Source organism: Paracoccus sp. SSK6, from assembly GCF_039770665.1.
Lineage (GTDB): Bacteria > Pseudomonadota > Alphaproteobacteria > Rhodobacterales > Rhodobacteraceae > Paracoccus.
This window is the reverse complement of the sequence record NZ_JBDPNJ010000001.1, coordinates 294,864-315,033: the sequence shown is the minus strand read 5'-3', so window position 1 is coordinate 315,033 and position 20,170 is coordinate 294,864. Positions and strand designations below refer to the sequence as shown.

Here is a 20,170-nt window from a genome sequence, read left to right as displayed (position 1 = left end):
CTTATCCTTGCGCGTCGTGCAACGAAGGTGCCGCGTTCCGATCCCAAGCGAAAGCCCCATGGCCCCCACTCCTCCGTTCCGCCCCGATGCTCGGCAGTCCCTTGCCGATGACGGCGCGACCGCCACCGTCCGCGAGGCATTCTGGCGCGGCGCCGTCAAGTCGCTGCCCTTCCTGATCGTGATGATCCCCTTTGCGCTGCTGTTCGGCGTCGTCGCGACCGAGGCCGGGATGGACGTGGCCCAGGTTCTGGGATTCTCGGTGCTGGTGCTGGCGGGCGCGTCGCAGTTCACGGCGGTCCAGCTTTTGTCCGACCACGCGCCGGTGATCATCGTGATCCTGTCCTGCCTGGCGGTGAACCTGCGCATGGCGATGTATTCGGCCTCGCTCGTGCCCTGGCTGCGCGATGCGACGGCCGGGCAGAAGGCCTGGGTCGCCTATGCCCTGGTCGATCAAAGCTATGCCCTGTCGATCCAGGAATACGAGGCCAATCCCCGCATGGACCTGCGCCACCGGCTTGCCTTCTTCGCGGGCATCGTGATGGTGGTCTGCCTGCCCTGGATGTTCTTTTCCTGGCTGGGGGCGACGGTGGGCCGGGCGATCCCCGAAGGCATCGCGCTGGATTTCGCCATGCCGATCACCTTCCTGGCGATGATCGCGCCCATGCTGCGCACGCCTGCGCACCTGGCCGCCTGCTTTGTCGCGGTCGCCGGATCGCTGGTCTTGGCGGGCCTGCCGTCCGGTCTGGGGCTGCTGATCGCCTCCCCCCTGGGCATGGCCGCCGGCGCGGCGGTCGAGGTCTGGTCGCATAAAAGGGCGCAGGCATGACGAACGGCATATCCGACCTGACGATCTGGCTGGTGATCGTGGTGCTGGGCATCGGCACCTTCCTGATCCGCTGGTCCTTCCTGGGCACGCTGGGCGACCGGCAACTGCCGGGCTGGGTGCTGCGGATGCTGCGCTATACGCCGGTGGCGGTGCTGCCCGCGCTTGTGGCGCCCCTGGTCGTCTGGCCCGCCGCGGCCGGCGGTCAGCCCGATCCGGCCCGGATGGCCGCCGCCACGGTCACGGTGGCGGTCGGCCTGTGGACGAAGAACATGATCGTGGCGATCCTTGCCGGGGCGATCACGCTCTACGGCCTGCTTTACATGTTGTAGCCGACGATCTTGCCGTCCTTCTGGCGCAGCAGCACGTCGTGGTTGTTGGCCGGGTCACCGTCCATGTGGCGCTTGGACTGCACGTTCGGCAACGTCAGGAACCAGTTGCGCAGCTTCAGCGGGCTGAAGCCGGTGGGCGCGCCTTCGAAGCCCGGCACGCGGCGCAGGGCCTGCCCGGTGTTCACCGCGCAATAGCTTTTTGGGGATGCGCCCTGCGATTCCACCGCGCGGATCGCGGCATCGGCGACCTCGCGGCTGACGAAGACGGTATCCTCGGCCACCCAATAGGTGCTGCGGGCGTGATAATCGATGTAGAAGTGCTTGAAGTTGTCGGTGATGCCGTAGAGCACGTCGTTGCGTTCGGGGATGCGCGGGTGTTCCCAGCTTCCCGCCGGGTCATAGATCACCCGCTGGCTGCCGTTGATCATCAGCCCCGAATGCCCGCCTTCGCCGCGCGGGATGCCGATCACCGTCAGAAGCGTGATCGAGGGCGGCTCGCTTGACACGAAGCGCGCGGCGCGCACCTCCTCGTCCGAATCCCAGACCTTCTGGGCGCAGGCGGCAAGGGCGGCAGGCAGCGCCGCCGCCAGGAAGACCCGTCTTTTCATGGAAATCCTGCCCGATCGATCAGCTGTTGACCAGGGCCATGAAGATCAGGGCCAGGATCGACAGGATCGCGACCCAAGTGGCGAACCTGAGGAAACCCGCGAAGGTCCGCTGCTGTTCGGTGATGTCCATGGTGCCGATCTTGTGTTCGGTGATCTCGTGGTGATGGGTGGCCATAGGCTGGTCTCCTGTCCGGTTTCCCCTTGCGATAACGGATCCCGCCTGCCCTGTCACGCCCCCCACAGCACCGCGCCATCACTCTCGCCGATTTCGGTCACGATGCCCTGTCGGCGCAGGTGGTTCACATGGGCGACCGCCTCGACCAGGGCCAGCCCGAATTCGCCCGCGCCGATGCGGCGCTTGAACAGGATGTCGAAGCAGCCGACAGCGGTGCGCGGGCTTTCCCGCAGCGCCGCGACCATCCGGTCCAGGGCGTTGCCGTGGTTGTCGATCAACTGGCGCAGCCGCGTGGGCAGGCCGGTGAAGGGCAGCTTGTGGCCGGGCAGGACAAGGTGGCGCGGTTCCGCCAGACCGGCCATCCGGGTGCAGCTTTCCAGCCATTCGCCGACCGGATCGGCCTCGGGTTCCGTGGCATAGACCCCCAGGTTCGGCGAAATCGAGGGCAGCAACTGGTCGCCCCCGATCACCAGATCGTCATCCAGCGACCAGAAGGTCGCGTGGCAGGGGGCATGGCCGTGGCCCATGGCGACGCGCCAGCGTCGGTTGCCAAACTCCACCTGCTGGCCATCGACCAGCCGCGTGAAGCCCAGCGGCAGCGGATGGACCACATCGGCAAAGTTGAAGGGCCGTTCCGCCGCGCGCTTTTCCAGCAGGTCCGCAGGCATTCCCGCCCGGCGCCAGAAGGCCAGCGATTCGGGGCTGGCGCGGTCCTGCCGGTCCAGAACCAGCATCCGCGCGGTCAGCCAGGCGGTGCGGCTCATCAGCAGTTCGGCCCCGTCGCGGGCCATGAACCAGCCCGCCAGCCCGATATGGTCGGGGTGGTGATGGGTGCCGATCACCCGCCGGACCGGCCTGCCCGCCAAGGGTCCGGCCAGCAGCGCCACCCATGCCTCGCGGCTGGCGGGCGTGTCGAAGCCGGTATCGACCAGCGTCCAGCCGTCTCCCTCCTCCAGCGCATAGACATTGACGTGATCCAGCGCCATCGGCAGGGGCAGGCGCATCCACAACACGCCCGGCGCGACCGTCACCGCCTGGCCCGCTTCGGGCGGCGTCTCGAACGGATAGGCGATCACGCGGCCAGATCGCCCGCAAGGGCCGCGTCGCTGATGCCCGACAGGTCGTCCAGACCCGCCACGGCCTCGGCCAGATCGGACACATGGCGCGGCAGGACGCGGGCCATGAAGACGCGGGCCAGGGCCTCCTGCGCCTCGCCCCCGGCCTGCGCGGCACGCAGGTGGTAGAGCCCCCCCAGAACCCGCGCGAAAGCGGTGAGATAGGGCACCGCCCCCGCAAAGCGCACCGGCAGGTCACGCTCCAGCAGCGCATAGGTCGCCTCGCGCAGCGTCTCGGACGCCTGCCACAACTGGTTCGCCATTTGCGGATAATCGGCCTGCGCCAGCTTGGCGCCGTCCGCGACCTCATCCAGCAGGCGCAGGGCGGCATCGCCCCCATCGGACAGCTTGCGGCCCACCAGATCCATGGCCTGGATGCCGTTGGTGCCTTCATAGATCCGCGTGATGCGCACGTCGCGCAGATACTGGGCGGCGCCGGTTTCCTCGACATAGCCCATGCCGCCATGGACCTGCACGCCCATGTCCGCGACCCGGCAGCCGACATCGGTGCCGTAAGCCTTGGCGATCGGCGTCAGGAAGGCCGCGCGGGCGGCATGGACGGGATCGTTCGTGGCGCGCTCCAGGTCGATGGCCGTGGCGCAGGCAAGGCCGATGGCGCGGGCGGCAAAGATCTCGGCCCGCGCGGTGGCCAGCATCCGGCGCACGTCGGGGTGGTTGATGATCGGCCCCATCTGGTTGCGGTCGGTCGCATAGGCCACGGCCTGCTGCAACGCCGCCTCGGCCACGCCGACGCCCTGCATCCCCACGCCAAGGCGGGCGACGTTCATCATGGTGAACATCGCGGCCATGCCCTTGTGCGGCTCGCCCACCAGCCAGCCCGTCGCGCCCTCGAAGCTCATCACGCAGGTGGGGCTGCCGTGGATGCCCATCTTTTCCTCCAGGCTGACGACCTTGAGGCTGTTGGCGACACCCGGCCTGCCATCCGCATCGGGGATGAACTTCGGCACCATGAACAGGCTGATGCCCTTGGTCCCCTTCGGCGCATCCGGCAGGCGCGCCAGCACCAGGTGGCAGACGTTTTCCGTCACGTCGCTGTCTCCCCAGGTGATGAAGATCTTCTGCCCCGTCACGCGATAGGTGCCGTCGCCATCCGGTTCGGCCTTGGTGGTCAGCGCGCCCACGTCGCTGCCCGCGCCAGGTTCGGTCAGGTTCATCGTCCCCGACCATTCGCCGGAGATCAGCCTGGGCAGATACAGCGCCTTCAGGTCGTCGCTGGCGTGATGCTCCAGCGCCTCGATCTGGCCCTGGGTCAGCAGGGGGTTCAACTGCAAGGCCAGGCAGGCGCCCGACATCATCTCGGCCACGGCCATGTTCAGCGCCTGCGGCAGGCCCATGCCGCCATGGTCGGGGTTGGCCGCCAACCCGATCCAGCCGCCCTCGGCAATGGCGCGGAACCCTTCGGCATAGCCCGGAGAGGACCGGACGCGGCCATTCTCCAGCACCGCAGGATGTTCATCGCCATTGCGGTTCAGGGGGGCCAGGACATTGGTCGCAAGCTTCCCCGCCTCGGTCAGGATGGCGGATGCGGTTTCCGGCGTCGCCTCGGCAAAGAGGCCGGTGGCGGCAAGGTCGCGGAACGGCACGACATGGTTCAGGATGAAGTCGATCTGCGCGACCGGCGCCTTGTAGCTCATCTGGTCTCCCTCCCCTTCGCGCCTTGGCAATCGGGCCCGACGCGACTATCAGAACTGCTGTTCCGGGCCATCTTAGGGGGCCGGGACCAAGGCTCAACCGAAACCCGGCGTCACGGATGCAGACCGAACACCTGTTGGCAGACCAGATGGGCCTGGCCCGCGCGGCGATCCTGCTGTCGGCGGGCGAAGTCGTGGCGATCCCGACCGAAACCGTCTATGGCCTGGCGGGCGATGCGCGCAATGGCGCGGCGGTGGCGCGGATTTATGAAGCCAAGGGACGGCCCAGCTTCAACCCGCTGATCGTGCATGTTCCCGACGCGGACACCGCCCACGGCATCGCCGATTTCCCGCCCGAGGCCGAGACGCTGGCCGCGGCCTTCTGGCCCGGCGCGCTGACGCTGGTGCTGCCGCTGCGCCCGGATGCCGGCATCGCCTCGCTGGTGACGGCGGGGCTGTCCAGCATCGCGATTCGCGTGCCCGCCCATCCCATCGCGCAGGCATTGCTGCGGCTGACCGGGCCGCTTGCCGCGCCCTCGGCCAATGCCTCGGGCCGGATCAGCCCGACAAGCGCGGATCACGTGCTGGACCCCGACGGGGGACTGGATGGCCGCATTGCCGCCGTGCTGGATGCAGGCCCCTGCCCTGTGGGCGTTGAGTCCACCATCGTCGGCTGGCCCCATGGCCGCGCCACCCTGCTGCGCCCAGGCGGCATCCCGGCCGAAACCATTTCCGACCGCTTGGGCCACCCGCTTGCGGATCACCAACCCGACCCGTCCACTCCGAACGCGCCGGGGCAACTGACCAGCCATTATGCCCCGCAGGCGACGCTGCGCCTGAACGCGGCCATCCCCGCGCCGGGCGAGACGCATATCCCCTTCGCCGCCCCCGGCCCCTTCACCCTGTCTGAGTCCGGCGACCTGACGCAGGCCGCCGCCCGCCTGTTCGACACCCTGCGCCGCGCCGACCGCGAAGGCCGTCCCATCGCCGTGGCCCCGATCCCCGACCACGGCCTCGGCGCCGCGATCAACGACCGCCTGCGCCGCGCCGCCGCTCCCCGAAGCTGACGGCCGCATCTTCTGTGCACAAATATCCTGGATGAGGAGCACCCAAAAAAGGTCCAGTGGACCTTTTTCAGCGACGAACCGAAGGACGGGGGCAGCGCCCCCTGCCCGGTCACAACCCCAGCGACCCATAGACATTCGCGATCCGCCGGATCGCCACGACGTAAGCCGCAGTACGCATGTCATCGACGCGCGGGTTCGACACCCAGACCTCCTTCATCTTCTTGAAGGCCTCGCGCATGGTGTCGTCCAGGCCGGACCGGACCAGATCCAGTTCGTCCGCGCCGTGCAGGAAGGCCTCCTTGAAGCCTCGGGCCAGCTCGAAATTCGTGCCCGTGTCGGCCGAGATCCGCTCCAGCTCCTCGATCAGCAGCCGGGCGCGGGCTTCCTCGTGGCGGCGCTCCAGGCGGCCAAGGCTGATCTGCGACAGGTTCTTGACCCATTCGAAATAGCTGACCGTGACGCCGCCCGCATTGGCATACATGTCGGGGATGATGACCACGCCGTTCCGCTGGAGGATCTCGTCGGCATCGGCGGTGACGGGACCGTTCGCGGCCTCGATGATCAGCTTTGCCCGGATTCGCTCGGCATTGCCGGCATGGATCACGCTTTCGACCGCCGCCGGGATCAGGATGTCGCAGTCATCCTCCAGCGCCGCCAAGCCATTCGCGTCGTAGTCGCCGCCCGCGAAGCCCTTGATGCCGCCGGTTGACCGGATATGACCGCGCAGGGCGTCGATGTTGATGCCCTGCGGGTTGCGGATCGCCCCGTCGCGTTCGATCACGACCGTGACCAGCGCCCCATCCTCGGCCGACAGGAACTGCGCCGCGTGATAGCCCACATTGCCCAGGCCCTGCACGATCACCCGCTTGCCCGCAAGCCCGCCTTCCAGGCCTGCCTTCTTCATCACATCGGCATGGCGGAAGAACTCGCGCAACGCGTACTGCACGCCCCGGCCCGTGGCCTCGACCCGGCCCTCGATGCCGCCCGCATGGCGCGGCTTGCCGGTGACGCAGGCCTTGGCGTTGATGTCGTCGGGATGCAGCCGCTTGTAGGCATCGGCCATCCAGGCCATCTCGCGTTCCCCGGTGCCCATGTCGGGCGCGGGCACGTTCTGGCTGGGCGAGATCAGGTTGCGCCGCGACAACTCATAGGTGAAGCGCCGGGTGATGCGCTCCAGCTCATCCTCATCCCAGGCGCGGGGGTCGATGCACAGGCCGCCCTTCGATCCGCCGAACGGCACCTCGACCAGGGCGCATTTATAGGTCATCAGCGCCGCCAGCGCCTCGACCTCGTCCTGGGTCACGTCCAGCGAATAGCGGATGCCGCCCTTCACGGGCTCCATATGTTCGGAATGGACGGACCGATAGCCGGTGAAGGTGTGGATCTGCCCGCGCAGCCGCACCCCGAAGCGCACCGTATAGGTCGAGTTGCAGACCCGGATCTTCTCCTCCAGCCCCGGCTGAAGATCCATCAGGCTTGCGGCATGGGTGAACATCCGGTCGACCGAGTCGCGGAAGGAAGGGTGGGGGATCGTCATCGGCTGCTCCTGACATTGGTGCCGGTTGGTGACGGTGGAAAGGCTATGCCAGCCGGACGGCGGGTGCCAAGGCCGATCTGAACAAAAATAAGGCATTTGCGTTAACACGAGGCGAATTGCCGTGATGCGCTTGCGCCACGATCACCCAGGGCATCGAGCCAGTTGACACAATCAGGGATTGAACCCTCTGGCCGACCTGCTAACCAGAGGGTGGTTTTGGAATGAAAGATGAAGACGCCTCAATCGGTTAGCCAGGGTCGCAAATTCAGGCAGGTGGTCAGGGGCGCCGCTGCCATTTTCCTTCGCGATGGCTATGCCGGGGCCAGCGTCGATGACATCGCACGGGCAGCCCAGGTGTCCAAGGCGACGCTTTACAGCTATTTCCCCGACAAGACGCTGATGTTCCACGAAGCCATGCGGGCCGAGGTGGCAAGGCTCGACTTCGTTCTTGACATCGACCCGTCCCTGGAACCCGTCCAGGGCATCCCCCGGATCACCGCACAGGTCGCCGCCTGGCTGGTCGAACCGGCGCAGATCGCCCTTTACCGCATCCATGTGGCCGAGGCCGCGCGCTTCGCGGACCTGTCCGCCAGCTTCCACGAGGCGCTGACGCGGATGCTGCGCGGCCGCATCCGCCCCTGCCTGGACCGCTGGATGGCCAGCGGCCTGCTGCTGATCGACGATACCGACACCGCCGCCGGACAGCTTGTCGCCCTGGCGGGCATGGGCCTGCAGGAACCCGCGCTGCTGGGGCGGTCCCAGGCCGCGACCCAAGCTGCCGTCCAGACCTCGGCAGCCGATGCCGCCGCGCTGTTCCTGCGCGCCCATGCGCCGCAGCCGCATCGCGCCCTGCGGCGCAGCATCGGCACGCGATGATGCAATCGTGACAATCGCAGCGTCTTTGCAACCCGTTGTCCCGGCTGTATCATCCTTGCCACAAGCCCGCGACAGACGGGCACCCCGAGGGAATCATTGACGATCATGAAGACGATTCTGCTGACATGTCTGGCCGCGGCGCTGCTTTCCGGCTGCATGGCGCCAGCCCCGGTGCCCGTGCCGGTGCCGGTACCCGCCCCCGTGGCCTATGCCCCGCCCGCGCCGGCACCCGTGGCGGGCGTCTCCGGGCTAACGGAACGCAAGCCCGACCTGTGCGGCGCCAGCAAGAACTATGCCTCGGCCATCGGCCAGCCGGGCAGCGTCATCCCGACGCTGGGCGTGACCAACGATTACCGGGTCGTCGAATATCGCGGGATCGAGCCGCAGGATTATGTTCCCAGCCGCGTCGTCTTCCGTCTGGATGCGGCGGGCACCATCACCAATGTCGATTGCGGATGACCATCATGAAAGCCACATCGCTTGCTCTTGCCCTGACCACAGTCGCCGCCCTTGCCGCCTGTGAACCGATGCCCGCAGAACCCCTGCCCGACGCGGTCCCGGACGCCTGCCGCGCCTCGGCCCATCAGGGGCTCGTGGGCCAGCCGGTCGCGGTCCTGGGGGCCATGACCTTCCCCATCGGCACCCGCCAGATCGGCCCGGACGATGCCGTCACCGCGGACTTCCGCCCGGACCGGCTGAACATCGAATACGGCCGCACCGGCCGGATCGAGAAGGTGAGCTGCTACTGATCCCGAAGGGGATGGCGCCCGCCCCCTTTTCGGCATTGCCATGCGGGCGGCGGGCTGTCACCATCCTGTTTTATGATGAACGCCAGCCCGCCGTTTCATGCCGACCCGGACCGCGTTGTCTTCGACCGGGCGGAACTGTCCCTGATCCTGTCGGTCTATGGCCGCTTCGTCGCGGCGGGGGAATGGCGCGATTACGCCATGTCCTTCCTGCGCGACGCCGCCGTCTTCAGCGTCTTCCGCCGCGCGACCGAACATCCGCTGTACCGGATAGAGAAGCGCCCCCGGCTGCGCGCGGCCCAGGGCGCCTATTCGGTGATCGGCATGGACGGGCGGATCCTGAAGCGCGGGCATGATCTGGCGCAGGTGCTGCGCGTCTTCGACAAGGCACTGATCCGCGCGGTGGACTAGGTGCCGCGCGGCTTGGCCCGCGTGGTGGGATCAGCCTCGCGCGGATCCTCGGGCCAGGGATGGCGGGGATAGCGCCCGCGCATGTCCTTCCTGACATCGGCATAGCTTGACGCCCAGAACCCCGGCAGATCCGTCGTCACCTGCACGGGCTTGCCGCCTGGTGACAACAGGCTGATCCGCAAGGGCCGCCCGCCCACGACCGGATGGCGCGTCACGCCGAACAGTTCCTGCAAGCGCAGCTCGATCGAGGGCTGTTCGTGGTCATAATCGATCGGCACCTTGCGGCCCAGGGGCGTGACGAAATGCGCCGGAACCTCGCGGTCCAGCCGCTGCTGGCCGTCCCAGCCGATGCGCGCCTTCAGCGGCTCGGTCAAATCCAGCGCCCGCAGATCGGCCAGCGTCCGGGCGCGCCCCAGCCAGGGCAGCAGCCAGTCTGCATCCTCCAGCAGACTGGCATCATCAACCGGCCCCATATCCGGCAACAACGCGATCCGCGCCCGCAACCGGGCCGCAGCCGGAGTCCAGGGCAGCCCGTCCAGCCGCAGTCCTTCCAGCGCCGCCCGCGCAATGGCTTCGGGCGGCACGTCCGGCCAGGCGCGATCCGACAGCACCAGCGCGCCCAGCCGTTCCTGCACCCGCGCCAGCACCCGCCCCTCGCGCCGCGACCATTCGCATATCTCCACCGTCTCGATCCGGTCGCCATGCAGGGCGCGCAGGTCGGCCTCGTCCAGCCGGGCGGCCATGCGGATCCGCGCCTCCCGCTGGTCGCCGTCCAGATCGACCGCGACGACCAGCCGCTGCCCGGCCATGGGATCGCCCGCCTCCATCACGGCGCCCTTGCCGCCCGACAGGACATATCGCGGATCATCCCCCTTGCGTCGCAGCCCGATCCGGTCGGGATAGGCCAGAGAAACCATGCCCCCCAATTCTTCTTTGCCCAAATACCCGGGGGTCCGGGGGGGCAGCGCCCCCCCGCGATCGCGGGACGCAACCAGCCGCCGCAGCCGCGCTGCCTCGTCCCGAATCTGCTGGACCACCGCCCGGTTCGCCTCATGGGGATACCGCGCCGCAAAGCCCTTGGGATCGCGCACCGCCGCCAGCCGAAGCGCCAGATCCACCGGCGTGCCGCGCAGGGGATCGCGGCCCGACAGCAGCGCCGCGACATCCGCCGCCCCCTGGCCCGCGCGCAGCAGCATATGCGCCAGCCTGGGATGCAACGGCAGCCGCGCCAAGCTACGCCCGTGATCGGTGATGCGGCCTCCGGCGTCCAGCGCCTCCAGCCCCCGCAGCAGGGCGCGCGCCTCGGCCAAGGCACCCTCGGGCGGGGGCGTCAGGAAGGCCAGGTCGCCCGGCTCGGACCCCCAGGCCGCCAGTTCCAGCGCAAGGCCCGCCAGATCGGCGACAGCGATCTCGGGCGGGGCGAAGGCGGGCAGCGCGCCTTCCTCGGCCCGCGCCCACATTCGATAGCAGATGCCCGGCGCCACGCGGCCCGCGCGGCCCCGGCGCTGATCGGCCTCGGCCCGGCTGACGCGTTCCGTCACCAGCCGCGACATGCCGGACCCCGGGTCAACCCTTGCCCGCCGCGCGCGGCCCGCATCGACCACCACGCGCACCGCAGGGATGGTCAAGGATGTCTCGGCAATCGCCGTCGCCAGAACGATCCGCCGCCGCGTGCCGGGTTCAGACAACGCCGCCCGCTGCTGCGCCACGGGCAGCGCACCATAAAGCGGCAGCACCTCGCAAGCATCGCCAAGCTGCGCCATGACCCGCCGAATCTCGCCCTCGCCCGGCAGGAAGGCCAGGATCGTGCCGCCGGTTTCGCGCGTCTCGGCTTCGGCCAGCGCGATCAGCCGCGCGGCTTCATCCACCAGCCGCGCACCAGCCGGCAGGGGCCGCGGCAGCCAGCGCGTCTCGACCGGATAGGCGCGGCCCTCGGACCGGATCACCGGCGCGTCGTCCAGAAGCCGCCCCACCGGTTCGGCGTCCAGCGTGGCCGACATGACCAGCACCGCCAGATCCTCGCGCAGGGCACCCCGCGCCTCCCATACCAGCGCCAGACCCAGGTCGGCGTTCAGGCTGCGTTCGTGGAATTCGTCGAAGATCACGCAGCCGATCCCGTCCAGGCTGGGGTCGGACTGGATCATCCGCGTCAGGATGCCCTCGGTCACGACCTCGATCCGGCTGCCCGCGACCGATTCGCCGCGCATCCGGTATCCGACGCGCCCGCCCACGGTCTCGCCCAACTGCTCCGCCAGACGCTCGGCGGCGGCGCGGGCAGCCAGGCGGCGCGGCTCCAGCATGACGATCCGGCCCGCGACCCGGTCCAGCAGCGCCAGCGGCACGCGCGTCGTCTTGCCCGCGCCGGGAGGCGCGACCAGCACGGCGCGGCCCTGCGCGGCAAGCGCGTCGCACAGGGCGGGAAGAACATCGTCGATAGGCAACCGATTGGGCATGGCCGCGTTATGTCGCAACGGCGGGCCAAGCGGAACCCCGGCCCGCCGCCCTATGCAAACCCATCCCCGGATCCTATCTTCCGGCAAAGACAACGGAAAAACGGCAGGCGGAATGGGTATCGGCAGCGATCTTCTGGCAGGCATCGGCCTGGGCGATCCGGTGATCCGGCTGGGCGTCACCGGCCTGAGCCGGGCGGGCAAGACGGTCTTCATCACCTCGCTGGTGGCAAACCTGATGGACCGGGGGCGGATGCACGCCCTGCGCGCCGCCGCCGATGGCAGCCTCAAGACCGCCTGGCTGCAGCCGCAGCCCGACGACACCGTGCCGCGCTTTGACTTCGAGCGTCACCTGGTCGCCCTGACCGGCCCCGAACCGCATTGGCCGGAAGGGACGCGCCATGTCAGCCAGTTGCGCCTGTCGCTGCGGCTGGACAGCCGGGGCCTGTTGGGTGGGCTGACCGGCCCGCGCACCCTGCACCTGGACATCGTGGATTATCCCGGCGAATGGCTGCTGGACCTGCGCCTGATGGAAAAGGATTTTTCCGAGTGGTCGGCCGAGGTTCTGGACCGGATGCAGGGCCGCCCCGGTGCCGCCGACTATCAGGCGGCGCTGAACGGCCTTGACGGCGACCGCTTCGACGAACCGACCGCGCAGCGGCTGGCCGAGACCTATACCGCGCATCTTCACGCCGCGCGCGAGGCCGGCTGGTCCGACTGCACCCCCGGCCGCTTCCTGATCCCCGGAGAGATGGAAGGATCCCCCGCCCTGACCTTCGCGCCCCTGCCCGCGCCCTTTGCAGACGGACGGCTTCACAAGGAATTCCGCCGCCGCTTCGACGCCTACAAGTCGCGCGTGGTCAAGCCCTTCTTCCGCGAGCATTTCGCCCGGATCGACCGGCAGGTGGTGCTGGTGGACGTCCTTGGCGCGATCCACCAAGGCCCCCGCGCGGTCGAGGACATGCGCCGCGCCATGGCCGATGTGCTGACCGCCTTCCGCCCCGGCCGCGCGGGCTGGCTGGCGCAGTTGCTGGGCACGCGGCGCGTGGAGCGCATCCTGTTCACCGCGACCAAGGCCGACCACCTGCACCATGTCCAGCACAACCGCCTGACCGCGATCCTGTCGGCCATGCTGCGCGAGGCGCGCGACCGCGCCGATTTCAGCGGCGCCCGGACCGAGGCCATGTCCATCGCAGCCCTCCGCGCCACGACCGAGGATGTGATCCGCCAGGACGGCACGGAACTGCCCGCCGTGCGCGGGCGGCTGCTGGACGGGCGGCAGGCGGCCTTCTATCCGGGCGAACTGCCAGCCGATCCCGCCGCCCTGCTGCATCCCGCGCGCGACGGGGCGGAACGCTGGCTGGACGCGGATTACGCCATCATGAACTTCGCCCCCGCCCCCATGACCGCGCGGCCCGGCGACGGCCCGCCCCATATCCGGCTGGACCGCGCCGCCGAATTCCTGATCGGAGACCGGCTGTGAGCGACACACCCCGCCCTCGCGGCCCCGTGCTGATCGAACTCGACGCGCCCGAGCCGACTGAAGCCCGCCCCGCCCCTGCCGAGGAGGTGCGGGTCGAAGCCCCCAACCCCGCCGACGCCCCGCCCATCGACGAGGCCTCGCCCCTGCTGCCCCGCCCCCGCACGATGGAGATGGTGACGCGCCTGGTCGGGCGCCCGCCGTCCAGGCTGACGCGCTTCTTCATCAATTCGGGCGTGGCGCTGTTCACGTTCCTGTTGTCCATCGCCGCGCTGAACTTCATCAACGACCTGCTGACCCGCTATCCGGTGCTGGGCTGGATCGGGATAGCGCTTTTCGCGCTGTTCACGATGGCGGCGCTTGGCACGGCCTGGCGCGAATACAGGGCTTGGGCGCGGTTCGCGCGCATCGATGCGATCCAGCGGCAGGCGGGCGCGGCCCTGGCCGATGACAGCATGGACAAGGCGCGCGCGGTCGCAGACCAGATGCTGGCGCTGTATGCCAAGCGCCCGGAACTGGACTGGCACCGCAAGCGGCTGGAGGGCAACCGGGGCGACGCCTTTGACGCCCGCACCCTGCTGACCATGGCGGAAACCGAACTGCTGGCGCAGCTTGACCAGGATGCCCGCCGGGAAATCGAGGCTGCCGCCCGCACCGTCGCCGCCGCCACCGCGCTGATTCCGCTGGCGCTTGCCGATGTCGCCGCCGCCCTGGCCGCGAACCTGCGGATGATCCGGCGCATGGCCGAGATCTATGGCGGCCGCGCGGGGGCCGTCGGCGGCTGGCGTCTGGCGCGCACGGTGATGACGCATCTGGTGGCGACCGGCGCGGTCGCGGCGGGCGACGACCTGATCCACACCGTCGCGGGCGGCGGAGTTCTGGCAAGGCTCAGCAAGCGCTTCGGCGAGGGCGTCGTCAACGGCGCCCTGACCGCCCGCGTCGGCATCGCCGCGATGGAGGTCTGCCGTCCCCTGCCCTTCATTGCCCAGCCTCGCCCCAAGGTGGGCAACCTGGTCACGCGGGGCCTGCGCGGGCTGTTCGGACCGGACGAAGATCGCTAGAACGGTCCCGACCGGACAGGAGGGCCGCATGACGCTATTTCTGGGGATCGACGGGGGCGGCACGGGATGCCGCGCGGCCTTGGCGGATGCGGATGGCCGGATCATCGGCCAGGGCCGGGGCGGGCCCGCCAATATCAATACCGATGTGGAAGGCGCGGCGGTCCACATCATGACCGCCGTGGCCGAGGCGGTGGAAGGGTCGGGCGCCGATCCCCGCGACCTGATCGCCACGCTGGGCCTTGCGGGGGGCACGATAACCGCCGCGACCGAACGGCTGGCGCAGCTTCTGCCCTTTGCCCGGATGCAGATCGTCAATGACGGCGTGACCGCCGCGCGCGGCGCCCTGGGCACACAGGACGGCATCCTGGCCGCCATGGGCACCGGATCGGTCTTTGCCGTGCAGCGCGGCGGCGATCTGCGCCAGGTCGGCGGACGCGGCTTTCGCATGGGCGACGAAGGGTCGGGCGCGGTCCTGGGCCGGTCGCTCCTGTCGCTGGCCATCCGGGCCGAGGACGGATTCGCCGACATGACCCCCCTGCTGCAGCAGTTGCTGGAGGAATTCGGCGGGATCGAGGGGATCATCCGTTTCGCCAACCAGGCGGCTCCGGCGGATTTCGCCCGGCTGGCCCCGCGCATTGTCGCGGGCGACGACCCGGCGGCGCGGCAGGTCTTTGACGCGGCAGTGGCCGAAATCCGCCATATCCTGACGGTGCTGCAAGCCGACGCCCCGCTGCCCGTGGTTTTCGTCGGCGGGCTTGGCCCGGCCTATGCGGCGCGGCTGGCGGAATGGCCGCAGCGCCCTGCCCTTGGAGCAAGCGTCGATGGCGCGCTGCTGATGGCGCGGCAGATGGCCGGGGCGGCGTAGGGGGCGCACCGCGCCTGCCGCGACGGGCGCTTGTCATGGCAAGCGGAACCCGCAGGCCGGGTCGTGTTGCCAAACGAAAACGGCGCGCTGCGGAAGGCAGGCGCGCCGATCTGTTTCTGCGGACAAGGGATGGCCCTGCGATCCATCCAGATCGCAGGCCAGCCGCTCACTCGGGGATGACGCGCACCGCGCCGCGCGCGGCACTGGTGGTCAGCGCGGCATAGGCGCGCAGCGCGGTCGAGACCTTACGCTGGCGGGGCTTCGCGGGCTTCCAGCCCTCGGCCTCGCGCTGCGCCCGGCGGGCGGCCAGGGTGGCGTCGTCCACCTCCAGGTGGATCACCCGGTTCGGGATGTCGATGCGGATCGTGTCGCCCTGTTCGACCAGGCCGATGGTGCCGCCTTCCGCCGCCTCGGGCGAGACATGGCCGATCGACAGCCCCGACGAGCCGCCCGAGAAGCGCCCGTCCGTCACCAGCGCACAGGCCTTCCCCAGCCCTTTCGACTTCAGGTAGCTGGTCGGATACAGCATTTCCTGCATCCCCGGCCCGCCGCGCGGCCCTTCGTAACGGATCAGCACGATCTCACCCGGCACGACCTTGCCGGTCAGGATGCCCGACACGGCGTCGTCCTGGCTTTCGAAGATATGCGCGGTGCCGGTGAAGGTCAGGATCGAGTCGTCCACGCCCGCCGTCTTCACGATGCAGCCGTCCTCGGCCAGGTTGCCATACAGAACCGCCAAGCCGCCGTCCTGCGAAAACGCGTGTTCGGCGGTGCGGATCACGCCCCCCTTGCGGTCCGTATCGACCGAATCATAGCGCCGGTCCTGAGAGAACGCGACCTGCGTCGGCACGCCGCCGGGCGCCGCGCGATAGAAGTCGTGGACGGACGCCGCATCGGTGCGCATCACGTCCCAGCGGTCCAGCGCCTCGGCCAGCGAACCGGCATGGACGCTGCCGACATTCGTGTGCAGCAGCCCGGCGCGGTCCAGCTCGCCCAGGATGCCCATGATGCCGCCCGCGCGGTGGACATCCTCCATATGCACGTCGTCCTTGGCGGGGGCGACCTTGCACAGCACCGGCACGCGGCGCGACAGGCGGTCGATGTCGGACATGGTGAAATCCACTCCGCCCTCATGCGCCGCCGCCAGCAGGTGCAGGACGGTGTTCGTTGACCCGCCCATGGCGATGTCCAGCGTCATCGCGTTTTCGAAGGCTTCAAAGGTGGCGATGGAGCGGGGCAGAACGCTGGCGTCGTCGCCTTCGTAATAACGCCGGGCCAGATCGACGATCAGGTGGCCCGCCTCGACGAACAGGCGCTTGCGGTCGGCATGGGTCGCCAGCGTGGATCCGTTGCCCGGCAGCGCAAGGCCAAGCGCCTCGGTCAGGCAGTTCATGGAATTGGCGGTGAACATGCCGGAACACGACCCGCAGGTCGGGCAGGCAGACCGTTCGATGGTTTCCACATCGGCATCCGACACCGTGTCGTCGGCGGCGGCGACCATGGCGTCCACCAGATCCAGCGCCTTGACCTTGCCGCTTTCCAGGATGACCTTGCCGGCCTCCATCGGCCCGCCGGACACGAAGACGACCGGAATGTTCAGCCGCAGCGCGGCCATCAGCATCCCCGGCGTGATCTTGTCGCAATTGGAAATGCAGACCATCGCGTCGGCGCAATGGGCGTTGACCATGTACTCCACGCTGTCGGCGATGATCTCTCGCGAGGGAAGCGAATAGAGCATCCCATCATGGCCCATGGCGATGCCGTCATCGACCGCGATGGTGTTGAATTCCTTGGCGATGCCGCCCGCGGCCTCGACCTCGCGCGCGACAAGCTGGCCCAGATCCTTCAGGTGGACATGGCCGGGCACGAACTGGGTGAAGCTGTTGACGATGGCGATGATCGGCTTGCCGAAGTCGCTGTCCTTCACCCCGGTCGCCCGCCACAGGCCGCGCGCGCCCGCCATGTTGCGGCCGTGGGTGGTGGTGCGGGAACGATAGGCGGGCATGGCTGAGACTCCTTTGGCTGGCGCGCGGTTTTAACACCCTTGGCGGCGGAAGGAAATTGCCGAATTCGCGCGTTTTCGGTTCGTTTCGGCCGTCACGAGGCCAGTTTCATCGTGACGATGCCCGCGACGATCAGGATGGCCGCCAGCAGGCGAAGCGGTGTGACCGGCTCTCCGAACAGGGCGATGCCGATCAGGAAGGCCCCCACGGCGCCGATGCCGACCCAGACGGTATAGGATGTGCCCAGCGGCAGCACCCGCATCGCGACGGCCAGCAGCCAGAATGACGCGATCATGGCCACGACCATGATGCCGGTGGGAAGAATGCGCGTGAAGCCCGCGGATTGCTTCATCGCGGTTGCCCAGACGATTTCCAGAAGACCGGCGAGAACGAGATAGAACCAGGCCATGACGAACCTCCATCCTGCCGGGTCGTCCCGGCGCATCCGCCCGTGATGGGGAGGTCGTCCTCTGGCCCCTAGATACGGATCATCGTCCTGCTGTTCAAGGCGGCGGTGACGAACATGCAGGGATTCGGCCTGTCGGCGACGCTGGGGGCCAGGGTGATTTTCCGAAAGCTGCTTGGCGAAGGCCATCGCCTTCGCCCCGTGACTCCATAGCCACCAACGCCGCCGGGCTTCAAAAGCCCGGCCAGCGCCCGCCCCGCCCCCGGCGGGCGCTGGCCTCTCGTGGTCGCGGAATGGCAATGTCTCTGGCGGCAATGTCGCGCGCGGGCGGGGGAAACGCGGTGCGTTTCCTGGTCCCGCCCGATCGCCCTTACCGCATCCCCAACCCCGCGCGCATCATCAGACGGCGCACGGGGGCGATGCCGTAAAGCCCGCCAAGCGCCGCCGCGCGCAGGTCGCGCAGGGGGCGGATGCCGGCCTGGCTGGCGCGGTTCAGCGCGTCGATGCCCAGCAGGCGCACATAGGCCTCGGGGCGGCGGGCGCGGTCATAGGCGGCAAGGCTGTCCGGGTTGCCGGGATCGTCGCCCGACAGGTCCAGCAGGGCCGAGAGATCCGCCAGGCTCATGTTCAACCCCTGCGCGCCGATGGGGGGGACGACATGCGCGGCCTCGGCGATCAGCGCCGTGCGGGTGCCGGTGAAGCGGTCCGCGATCTGGCTGATGATCGGCCATTGCGTCAGGCGCGTGACCAGGGACAGGCGCCCCAGCACCCCGGCGGATCGGGCGTTCAGTTCCGCCTCGAAGGCGTCGGGCGGCAGGGCGGCAAGGCGCGCGACCTCTCGCCCGTTTTCCATCCAGACCACGGCGGAACAGGGCTTTCCGTCCCGGTCGGGCAAGGGCACCAGCGTGAACGGCCCGCCGGATCGGTGGATCTCGGTCGAGACATTGCCATGCGGCACCTCATGCGTCACCGCAAAGGCCAGCGCCTTCTGGCCGTATCGAAAGGTCCGTACCCCGATGCCAAGCGCCTGGCGCACCGGCGAATCGCGCCCGTCCGCACCGACCAGCAGCCGGGCCTGGACGCGGCGTCCGTCGCTCAGCGTGACGATGGCGCACGAATCGCGGGCCAGCACCGCCGCCGTGCCGGTGCCGGGCTGGAAACGGACATTCTCCATCCCGGCCAGGCGCGCCGAAATCTCTCGCCGCAGCAGCCAGTTCGGCAGGTTCCAGCCGAAAGGCTGATCGCCGATCTCGGACGCGTCGAAATCGCGGACCAGCCGGGCCACGGGCTGCGCCCCGCCCGCATCGACGATGCGCATGACCTGCAGCGGCGTGGCATGGGGCAGCAGGCGGTCCCACAGCCCGATCCGCCGCAGCAGCGCAATCGAAGGCGTCAGGAAGGCGGTGGTGCGCAGGTCGGCGCCTTCGGCCCCTTCCTCGGTCACCGGGGGGGCCGGATCGACGCAAAGGGTCGAAAACCCCTGCGCCCCGAAAGCCGCCGCCGCGATCAGCCCGGCGATGCCGCCGCCGGACACCAGGATGTCGATGCGTTCAGGGTCGCCCGCGATCATGTGCCGCGGCCTAGTTCCCGGCCGTGAACATCAGCATGACCGTGAAAACGACCACGGTCAGGATCACGCCAAGCAGGCCAAGAACGGCGAGGCCGAACTGGAAAACGGCCAGGACAACGATCGCGACAACGACCAGCAGCAGGGCAAGGATGCGGAAAGTCGAACGATTTCCGCTTTTGTCGGCGGTATGGGTCATGGGAAAACCTGTGGTTTGCGCGCGTCCGGCCAGCATTGTGGCGCAATCAGTCCTTGCCCGCAATGCGACGCAGGAACGCAGTCAGGTCGTGGATGTGGTGATCGACATGATCGGGCACCTCGCCCGCCATCATGTCCGGCCCGTGCCGCCCCGGCCCGACCAGGATCGTGCGCATCCCCAGCTGGTGCGGGACCAGCAGGTTGCGGGGGTCGTCCTCGAAAAAGGCCGCGCGGGTGGGGTCGATGCGGGCGTATCCGATCACCGCCTCGAACGCTTCGGGCGCGGGCTTGGGATGGAAATGCGTCTCGGCGATGCCATAGATCGCCTCGAACAGGGGCGCGGGCAGGTTGTCATCGACAAGGCCCAACCCGCGCGCCCGCAGCACCTTCACCGCATAGGCGGCGTCGGCATTGGTGTGGACCAGCTTGCGCCCCGGCAGCGCGGCGATGGCCGCCGCCAGATCGGGCGCGGGCAGCAGGGGCGCGAAGTCGATGTCGTGGACATCCTCCAGATAGGCGATGGGGTCGATGGCATGTTCCGCCATCAGCCCCGCTAGCGTGGTGCCGTGCCGCATCCACCAGTCGCGCCGCAACTGGTCGGCGGCATCGCGTTCCACCGACAGGGTGCGCATGACGTAATCCGTCATCCGCGATTCGATCTGCGGGAACAGCGCCATCTCGGGCGGGTACAAGGTGTTGTCCAGATCGAAGATCCAGGTATCGACATGCGCGAAATCCATGGCCTGTGCCTAGCCCGGCAAAGGCGCGCTTGCAATCGGGCGGCGCGCGGCCAATCGT

General features: G+C 68.9%; 21 protein-coding genes. 10 read left to right on the top strand and 11 right to left on the bottom strand.

All coding sequences use genetic code 11. The features are described 5' to 3' along the window. The first annotated feature begins 58 nt into the window (after positions 1–58). Positions 59–826, top strand: coding sequence for an AzlC family ABC transporter permease (locus tag AAIL68_RS01610; protein ID WP_347137736.1), 768 nt, complete (start codon positions 59–61; stop codon positions 824–826). Continuing rightward, on the top strand, positions 823–1,155 hold the full coding sequence (locus AAIL68_RS01605; RefSeq protein WP_347137735.1) for an AzlD domain-containing protein: 333 nt from the start codon (positions 823–825) through the stop codon (positions 1,153–1,155). Before AAIL68_RS01610 ends, AAIL68_RS01605 begins: the two co-directional genes overlap by 4 nt. Here the strand turns inward: AAIL68_RS01605 and AAIL68_RS01600 are convergent. The 4 genes from AAIL68_RS01600 to AAIL68_RS01585 are packed head-to-tail and all read right to left on the bottom strand — an operon-like array spanning position 1,143 to position 4,708. Then, a complete protein-coding gene (locus AAIL68_RS01600; RefSeq protein WP_347137734.1) occupies positions 1,143–1,763 on the bottom strand; it encodes a hypothetical protein in 621 nt (206 codons plus the stop codon). The genes AAIL68_RS01605 and AAIL68_RS01600 overlap by 13 nt on opposite strands. A 19-nt stretch (positions 1,764–1,782) precedes the next feature. After that, positions 1,783–1,938: an aa3-type cytochrome c oxidase subunit IV gene (locus AAIL68_RS01595; protein WP_347137733.1), complete on the bottom strand. Its 156-nt coding sequence runs from the start codon at positions 1,936–1,938 to the stop codon at positions 1,783–1,785. Positions 1,939–1,991: 53 nt separating this feature from the next. Continuing rightward, entirely contained in the window at positions 1,992–3,011 is a 1,020-nt protein-coding gene (locus tag AAIL68_RS01590; protein WP_347137779.1) for an MBL fold metallo-hydrolase, read from the bottom strand. Beyond that, complete coding sequence (locus AAIL68_RS01585; protein ID WP_347137732.1) at positions 3,011–4,708, bottom strand: acyl-CoA dehydrogenase; 1,698 nt, start codon at positions 4,706–4,708, stop codon at positions 3,011–3,013. Before AAIL68_RS01585 ends, AAIL68_RS01590 begins: the two co-directional genes overlap by 1 nt. Positions 4,709–4,824: 116 nt before the next feature. Here AAIL68_RS01585 and AAIL68_RS01580 point away from each other — a divergent pair, with 116 nt between their 5' ends. Further along, positions 4,825–5,772, top strand: a complete 948-nt coding sequence (locus AAIL68_RS01580; RefSeq protein WP_347137731.1) for an L-threonylcarbamoyladenylate synthase — start codon at positions 4,825–4,827, stop codon at positions 5,770–5,772. Between the two features lie 109 nt (positions 5,773–5,881). On the opposite strand, the gene AAIL68_RS01575 is transcribed toward AAIL68_RS01580, so the two are convergent. Beyond that, entirely contained in the window at positions 5,882–7,309 is a 1,428-nt protein-coding gene (locus tag AAIL68_RS01575) for a Glu/Leu/Phe/Val dehydrogenase (protein ID WP_347137730.1), read from the bottom strand. Between the two features lie 228 nt (positions 7,310–7,537). On the opposite strand from AAIL68_RS01575, the gene AAIL68_RS01570 reads away from it, so the two are divergent. The 4 genes from AAIL68_RS01570 (at position 7,538) to AAIL68_RS01555 (ending at position 9,342) form a co-directional block, all read left to right on the top strand. Beyond that, positions 7,538–8,185, top strand: coding sequence for a TetR/AcrR family transcriptional regulator (locus AAIL68_RS01570; protein WP_347137729.1), 648 nt, complete (start codon positions 7,538–7,540; stop codon positions 8,183–8,185). A 105-nt stretch (positions 8,186–8,290) separates the two neighbouring features. Next, positions 8,291–8,644 (top strand): hypothetical protein, encoded by a 354-nt coding sequence (locus AAIL68_RS01565; RefSeq protein WP_347137728.1) that lies wholly within the window; start codon positions 8,291–8,293, stop codon positions 8,642–8,644. A 68-nt stretch (positions 8,645–8,712) separates the two neighbouring features. Continuing rightward, positions 8,713–8,934, top strand: coding sequence for an I78 family peptidase inhibitor (locus tag AAIL68_RS01560; RefSeq protein ID WP_347137727.1), 222 nt, complete (start codon positions 8,713–8,715; stop codon positions 8,932–8,934). A 75-nt stretch (positions 8,935–9,009) separates the two neighbouring features. Beyond that, entirely contained in the window at positions 9,010–9,342 is a 333-nt protein-coding gene (locus AAIL68_RS01555) for a DUF2794 domain-containing protein (RefSeq protein ID WP_347137778.1), read from the top strand. Here the strand turns inward: AAIL68_RS01555 and hrpB are convergent. Continuing rightward, a complete protein-coding gene (gene hrpB / locus AAIL68_RS01550) occupies positions 9,339–11,795 on the bottom strand; it encodes an ATP-dependent helicase HrpB (RefSeq protein ID WP_347137726.1) in 2,457 nt (818 codons plus the stop codon). The genes AAIL68_RS01555 and hrpB overlap by 4 nt on opposite strands. A 112-nt stretch (positions 11,796–11,907) precedes the next feature. Between hrpB and AAIL68_RS01545 the strand changes: the two genes are divergently transcribed. Genes AAIL68_RS01545 through AAIL68_RS01535 form a run of 3 tightly spaced genes read left to right on the top strand, consistent with a single transcriptional unit; the run spans position 11,908 to position 15,198 of the window. Further along, positions 11,908–13,275 (top strand): YcjX family protein, encoded by a 1,368-nt coding sequence (locus tag AAIL68_RS01545; RefSeq protein WP_347137725.1) that lies wholly within the window; start codon positions 11,908–11,910, stop codon positions 13,273–13,275. Then, on the top strand, positions 13,272–14,333 hold the full coding sequence (locus AAIL68_RS01540; protein ID WP_347137724.1) for a TIGR01620 family protein: 1,062 nt from the start codon (positions 13,272–13,274) through the stop codon (positions 14,331–14,333). The genes AAIL68_RS01545 and AAIL68_RS01540 overlap by 4 nt, the downstream gene beginning before the upstream one ends. A gap of 28 nt (positions 14,334–14,361) precedes the next feature. Continuing rightward, the gene (locus AAIL68_RS01535; RefSeq protein ID WP_347137723.1) at positions 14,362–15,198 is read left to right on the top strand and encodes a BadF/BadG/BcrA/BcrD ATPase family protein; all 837 of its coding nucleotides are present in this window, start codon (positions 14,362–14,364) and stop codon (positions 15,196–15,198) included. Positions 15,199–15,364: 166 nt separating this feature from the next. Here AAIL68_RS01535 and ilvD read toward each other — a convergent pair whose 3' ends face one another. The 5 genes from ilvD to AAIL68_RS01510 all read right to left on the bottom strand — a co-directional run bounded on the left by ilvD (position 15,365) and on the right by AAIL68_RS01510 (position 20,112). Further along, positions 15,365–17,203, bottom strand: coding sequence for a dihydroxy-acid dehydratase (gene ilvD, locus AAIL68_RS01530; protein WP_347137722.1), 1,839 nt, complete (start codon positions 17,201–17,203; stop codon positions 15,365–15,367). A gap of 92 nt (positions 17,204–17,295) precedes the next feature. Continuing rightward, on the bottom strand, positions 17,296–17,610 hold the full coding sequence (locus AAIL68_RS01525) for a multidrug efflux SMR transporter (protein WP_347137721.1): 315 nt from the start codon (positions 17,608–17,610) through the stop codon (positions 17,296–17,298). Positions 17,611–17,977: 367 nt separating this feature from the next. After that, positions 17,978–19,177, bottom strand: coding sequence for a UbiH/UbiF family hydroxylase (locus tag AAIL68_RS01520; protein WP_347137720.1), 1,200 nt, complete (start codon positions 19,175–19,177; stop codon positions 17,978–17,980). A 10-nt stretch (positions 19,178–19,187) separates the two neighbouring features. Then, on the bottom strand, positions 19,188–19,409 hold the full coding sequence (locus AAIL68_RS01515) for a hypothetical protein (protein WP_347137719.1): 222 nt from the start codon (positions 19,407–19,409) through the stop codon (positions 19,188–19,190). Between the two features lie 10 nt (positions 19,410–19,419). Further along, a complete protein-coding gene (locus AAIL68_RS01510) occupies positions 19,420–20,112 on the bottom strand; it encodes a pyrimidine 5'-nucleotidase (protein WP_347137718.1) in 693 nt (230 codons plus the stop codon). Positions 20,113–20,170 lie beyond the last annotated feature (58 nt).